Source organism: Mesorhizobium sp. M7A.F.Ca.ET.027.03.2.1 (genome assembly GCF_003999175.1).
Classification (GTDB): Bacteria; Pseudomonadota; Alphaproteobacteria; order Rhizobiales; family Rhizobiaceae; genus Mesorhizobium.
On sequence record NZ_RZOM01000467.1, the window covers coordinates 1 to 4,566 of the forward strand.

The 4,566-nt window shown below is 58.1% G+C and carries 4 protein-coding genes and 1 tRNA gene; 1 reads left to right on the top strand and 4 read right to left on the bottom strand.

What is annotated here, in order from left to right; translation table 11 throughout:
• Nucleotides 1-178: 178 nt before the first annotated feature.
• A tRNA-Arg gene (locus tag EN750_RS19855) sits at nt 179-255 on the top strand.
• A 295-nt stretch (nt 256-550) separates the two neighbouring features.
• Here the strand turns inward: EN750_RS19855 and EN750_RS19860 are convergent.
• From EN750_RS19860 to EN750_RS39520, 4 genes are all read right to left on the bottom strand, one after another.
• Complete coding sequence (locus EN750_RS19860) at nt 551-1,528, bottom strand: hypothetical protein (protein WP_127397411.1); 978 nt, start codon at nt 1,526-1,528, stop codon at nt 551-553.
• Nucleotides 1,525-2,196 carry a hypothetical protein gene (locus tag EN750_RS19865; RefSeq protein ID WP_127397412.1) on the bottom strand — a complete coding sequence of 224 codons (672 nt, stop codon included), beginning with the start codon at nt 2,194-2,196 and terminating at the stop codon, nt 1,525-1,527. The genes EN750_RS19860 and EN750_RS19865 overlap by 4 nt, the downstream gene beginning before the upstream one ends.
• Before the next feature lie 4 nt (nt 2,197-2,200).
• Nucleotides 2,201-4,261 carry an ATP-binding protein gene (locus EN750_RS19870; RefSeq protein WP_127397413.1) on the bottom strand — a complete coding sequence of 687 codons (2,061 nt, stop codon included), beginning with the start codon at nt 4,259-4,261 and terminating at the stop codon, nt 2,201-2,203.
• Nucleotides 4,254-4,566, bottom strand: a 313-nt coding sequence (locus EN750_RS39520; RefSeq protein WP_210212755.1) for a hypothetical protein, incomplete at its 5' end; no start/stop codon positions are given. The genes EN750_RS39520 and EN750_RS19870, both read right to left, overlap by 8 nt.

Here is a 4,566-nt window from a genome sequence, read left to right on the forward strand (position 1 = left end):
AGCCGAGACGGAGAGGGGGAGCGCCATATCCAACAAGCGGGCATCCGCACGAGGACCAACCCGACCTTGCCACCGACAGCAGCCAATCTCCATTTGCCCGTTGAAGCCCGCGCCTGCTTCCGCTAAGAAGCCGTGACTTGCCGGTTCACCGGCTGGTTCGTTTTCCGGATTCCGGAAAGCACCCGTAGCTCAGCTGGATAGAGCGCTGCCCTCCGAAGGCAGAGGTCACAGGTTCGAATCCTGTCGGGTGCGCCAGACTCCAAGGGTCCATTCTGGACACATAGGTTACGGTTTGCGCGAGATATCGAACTCCCGGCAAGCGCCGCCATTTTCTCACCTTCCAGCAGCTTGGCGACGAACTTCAGCCGCTCTTCCATAACGTTACACTCCTTCCAAGGTACCTTGCTCTCCTTGCAAAGGGCCGAAAGTGTAACCCATCTATCCGGTATGAACTATCACCCATGTCTCGGGAAGGGCAGCCAAGTGGGCATCGCGTTCGGCGGTGGCAGCATCGCGCCTCCTGATTCGTCGTAACAAGATTGTTAAAAGTCTAATGCTTTGTGCGTGCGCACATTGCTCTCGGAACATGATTTGTCACAAACTCGCGGAAGGCAGCTTCAATTGCGGGATCGCGCACTGCACCGGCCTTGCCAAGCGTCAGCGAGATTGTGCCAGCGCAGCTGTGTTGCGCGTCGCGCCCCGCGGCTGGCCATTTCTCGAGATGCGTTGCTGTGGCCGAATCTCCGCATGCCTTTGCGAGCTGGGTGCAAGCGAGACCGCATCCGTGGTCGAGGATTGCCTCGACAACCTCAGCCCGCGGATTAGCGTGCTTGTTGCGTCCGTTCGACACATAGACCTGCGCGGGAGCCACCAGCTTCAACAGCCCTTGTACGAACTCGGCCGGCTTTCCTGAGCCCGGCAGTCCGCCATGATGCGGATAAACCAGAGCCGAAGCGGTAAGCTTCGCGCCGGAGGCGACGACATCGTCGAGACCGGTCGCATCGAGGTCGCCCGAGAGCAGCACGCCGACATCCGGAGTACGTTCCACCTTGATCACCGCCGACAGAGTGTTCGCGCTATTCGGCTTGCCGTCCGGCGAACGGCCGCCAACGCCAGACAACGCAAGCGCTTCGGAAGGGGAAACTACTGTCAAGGAGATGTCGCCGACCTTCAGCGTACCTGGGACGCTAACATTAAGACTTGGAACCGTTCGCATTGCATTGTTGCGGCTGGCGACGCGCACCGCCGCGAGCAGGTCGCGCCACGCGGTAGAGTCCTTGTCAGCGTCAGGATTCAGATACAAATTGCCGACGGTCACCGCACTGCTCGTCAACAAGGCGAGAATGCCGGAGAGGTGATCGGCGTCTGAATGTGAGATCAGCGCATGTTCGACGTGCGCTATGCTGAGCTGGTCGAGGGTGTCGAGAATTGCTGAACCAACCGGCGCGTCTATAACGGCGACCACTCCGGCATTCTGCACTATCGCGCAATTGCCGTGCGCCACATCTAGAATCAGCACATCGCTCAAGACAGATCTCGAATATCTTCGACAATCTCATTCACATTGTCGAAGTATATTTCATCCTCGCTCGGTGCGCCAATGTTGACATCACCAAGGAGGTAATCGCCTTTCTTAACAGCTTCGCGAACCGCATCGGCAATTTGCCACTTCGGGAGCACGAATGCGTGGTTGCGGTTCCACGACGGCACGACGATTTCGATGTCGCTTGTCCGGACGCCTTCGACGCGCAAAATGACCCGATGGGGCTTCCGGCTATTGACCGGCTGATCGGCGATTTCGAGCCGGACGATCTCGCGCAACCGTGAAACCTCCTCGAAACTGAACCCGTCGCGGCCCTTGATCACGGGCACGCGCGGACGCGCAGCGCGTAATTCAATAAGATCGGGTTCCTGAAATGTCGTGAGCAGCATCGCGGGGCGCTTGTGTTCTATCAGCCGTTCGACGACCTGAAGGCCGGTGAAGGTGGCGTACTGCTTGGCAGTTAGGCGATGATCGCAGATCACGAAACCGGGGTCGGCCTTTTCCACCTCAGCGATAAGCCGGTCAATGTCACTGCCAAATGGTCCCATGATTGCGATCGGCTCAAAATGCTGTTCGCCCAGCAAATCGATTATCGTGTCGCGTCCATCCGGCTCGTCATCGATTACGGCTACACGGTTATTGAGCGCCAGCATCACATTATCCCAGCAAGACGCGCATTGGTGGTAGCTTGACGGTGAACAGAGCGCCGCCGAATGCCGTAAGTGGGTCGACGTCGATCTTTCCGCCCATATCCGACACAGAATCTTGCACGATCGTCAAACCAAATCCCGTTCCCTCAGCTGAGCTGGTAACTCCGGGTAGAAAGATCTCGGAGACATCAAGATCTTTGATACCGCCGGCGTTGTCCTCGATCATGATCAATACGTCGCCGTCATAAGCAGTCGTGACGTTTATCACGCGATCCGTGGCGTCCGAGCCACGCCGTTGGAAGGCGTTGATCGAGTTAGTGATCAGGTTGAGAAGAATGCCCTCGATCAATGCTTCGCTGCCGTTGACGGCGACCTTGCCAGCGCCGAGGTCGACTTTGGGCACAACGTTGAAGTGTTCGAGAATCGGCTCGAGCAATCCCATCAGATTGTTGACACAGTCGTTGATGTTGATGCGCCCAGAACGCCGCTTTCCCTTCGCCAGCAGCTTGAGCGGGATCGACACGAAAGACTTCAGTTTAGCACTCGATCGCTCAATTCGGCCAACGCGCCGCTCCGCGTCATCGCGTCGTTCCTTCGGGATCATCTTCACGAGAGAGGCGAGATTAGTGTCGAGTAGTTCCAGCGGCCGCCCGATCTCGTGAGCGAACACCGCCGACGTCATGCCCGCCGTTGCGAGCGATCGGTATAGCTGCAACTCCTCGCGGAGTACCTTGGTCTCGCGTTCGTTCGCCTTGAATACACGCGCGATCGCAACATCGACTTCCTTACGCTGGGTGACTGGAACGGCCTTGGCCAAAACTGCGTCCAGCGATGCATTTGCCTTCTCGGCGCGCTTGCTTACGTCGGCGCGTTCCGCGCGGCGTTTGGCTTCGCGCTCGCTGACTCTCACCTTTGCCGACCAATCGAGGGCATCGATACAGAATTGACGCAATTCCTGGAAAGCAGCGTTTTCCAAGTATCCGACGCGATCCGTTTTCTGAACGAGCGCGCCGGACACATTCGACACCGAGACACGTCCGATCGCGCTGTTGGTGCCAGGGCGCAACTCGGGGCTGCGCACTCGCAACAGGTTCATATCAAGCCAGTCGTTTCCTGGGCCGCCATAGGGCGGCACACGAAGCCCATCTTGGTAAATATGTACGCCGCCGATATGCTTTAGCCACGCACGGACCTCGGGAAGCGTCGAGCTTTTGTTCGAGAAACGCGAGGCCTCGAGAACGAAGTGCCACAGGTCGAAACGTAGTGGCGGGGCTGCATACGTTCGCGAACCGGGCGCCGAGTATAGGATGGCACCTTTCCAATCGAGGAGCGAGAAGACGGCCTCTCCATTTGCTAGCAGTTCGCCGACGATCCTAAAATCGGCATCCTTGAAATAGGAGGCCTCGACTTTCGACTGGAGATCCTTGAACTCGGGTGCGTGCAGTTCGGTAGTGAAACCCGGATCGCCAGCAATGAACCCACTGTCATCTGAATCGCGAAATGGATCGGACAGCAGTAAGAGGTTCCGCGCCAATTTATTGGCGATACCGAATCCGAACGCCGATCTCAGGCGCCAGATGCGGATCTCGGTACCAGAAGGTTTATCTGAGACGGCGATCTTGATCGGGATTTCTACATCCTCGACCGCCTCCGCAACGTCGAACGCATCCCAATCGAGTTCAAGCCGCAGTTCAACCCCGGGCTGCTCGCGAGGTCGGGTGATGACGGTAACACGATGCCCCAAACGAAGCGCAGACAAGCGCCCAAGGCCTTTGTCGCCAACCGGGACGCGTTCAAAGTAGCGGGTGAGCGACGCAGCATCCTTGCGCGATCGTCCCACGATCAAGAAGCCTTGCTTTAAGTCGGCTTCGTTCATCCCGACGCCGTCGTCCGCTACGCTAATGTCGCCTCCGGGATCGCCCGTCCGAATTAATTCGACGCGGCACCGCGTAGCATCGGCATCATAGGCGTTCTTGACCAGCTCAATGACGCCTTGGTCCGCATCCGGCACGAGTTCCTCGCCGAGCCGCGAGAGGATCGAAGGGGAAAAGCGCAGTCGCTCACTCATCGGATGCTATCCAGCGCAAACTCTTAATCGCGCCCGTCGTCAGATGTCGACATCGCATCAGCTCGTTCAACTGACTATTAGTCTCCGGAGATCGAAGCACGGCGACAAGCGCTTCGCACGCCGCCACGCCATTTTCGCGCGGCATCGCGACAAGCAAATGGTTCTCGACCGCGACGGCTTCATCACCGACGATTACCGTCGCCACGGCGCGAAACTTGTCGCTCGGGCTCGAAGTGCGCCGGATCGCAACAAACGGAGGAGAAAAAACCCTGCCGGAATAGGCCAGACGGACCGGCGGCATAAAC

Bases quoted from the DNA above. Each gene is read 5' to 3' on its own strand.
- EN750_RS19865 (WP_127397412.1), bottom strand. From the start codon at position 2,196: ATGCTGGCGCTCAATAACCGTGTAGCCGTAATCGATGACGAGCCGGAT.
- EN750_RS19870 (WP_127397413.1), bottom strand. From the start codon at position 4,261: ATGAGTGAGCGACTGCGCTTTTCCCCTTCGATCCTCTCGCGGCTCGGC.